We start from the raw sequence: 889 nt of genomic DNA on the forward strand, positions 1-889 counted from the left end.
CACCCTGTCCCTCTCCCGCACGGGAGAGGGGACCCGCGTCCCTTCCGCCTAGGCACGCGCTTGGCATATGCGATTGCCCTGCTCTGCGGGGGAGGGAGAGGGCGGGGGATGTACCCCCTCAGCCAGCCTCCCCGAACCCGTACAACCGCCGCGGGTTCTCCACGAAGTACCGGCGGCGATCTTCCTCGTCCGGGATCCAGTCCGCCACGAGGTCGAGCAGGTCGCCGATCCGCGGCGGTCCCTTCCAGGCGGCGACGTGGGGCCAGTCCGAGCCCCAGAGGCAGCGCTCCGGCGCCGCCGCGTGCAGCGCGCGGGCGAAGGGGATCGTGTCGGCGTAGGGCGCGCCCGCGACCGAGGTACGGAAGGCGCCCGACAGCTTCACCCAGGCCCCGTCGCGCACCAGATCGACCAGCGTGCGGAAGCCCGGATCGTCGAGCCCCGCCGAGGTCGGCATGTGGCCCATATGGTCCACCACGAAGGGCACGGGCAGGCGCGCGAGGCGGGCGGCCATCGGGGGCAGCTGGCGGGCATCGACTAGGAATTGCAGGTGCCAGCCCATCTCGCGGGCGAGGGCGCCGTATTCCTCAAGCGCCGCGAAGCCGACGCCCCCGCCGAACAGCACGTTGAGCCGCAGGGCCACCACGCCCGCCGCCTTGAGGTCGGCGAGCTCCCGCTCGGGCAGGCCGAGCGGGATCACCGCGACGCCGCGCAGCCGCACCGGGTTCGCCCGCAGGGTCTCGACCATGCGCCGGTTGTCGGTGCCGTGCACGCTGACTTGGATCAGCACGCCGTTGGCCATGCCGGTGGCGTCCAGCATCGCGCAGTAGCGCTCGCCCGGCGCGGCGGGCGGGGTGTAGCTGCGCTCGGGCACCAGCGGGTAGTGCGGCGG

Annotated in this window: 1 protein-coding gene; it reads right to left on the reverse strand. The window is 73.5% G+C overall.

The features are described 5' to 3' along the window. Window positions 1-118 precede the first annotated feature (118 nt). Window positions 119-889: amidohydrolase family protein (locus AX737_RS04775; protein WP_066919399.1), on the reverse strand; the 771-nt coding region annotated here is incomplete at its 5' end.

Origin of the sequence: Methylobacterium sp. CCH5-D2, assembly GCF_001556475.1 — a bacterium.
Taxonomy (GTDB): Bacteria; Pseudomonadota; Alphaproteobacteria; order Rhizobiales; family Beijerinckiaceae; genus Methylobacterium; species Methylobacterium hispanicum.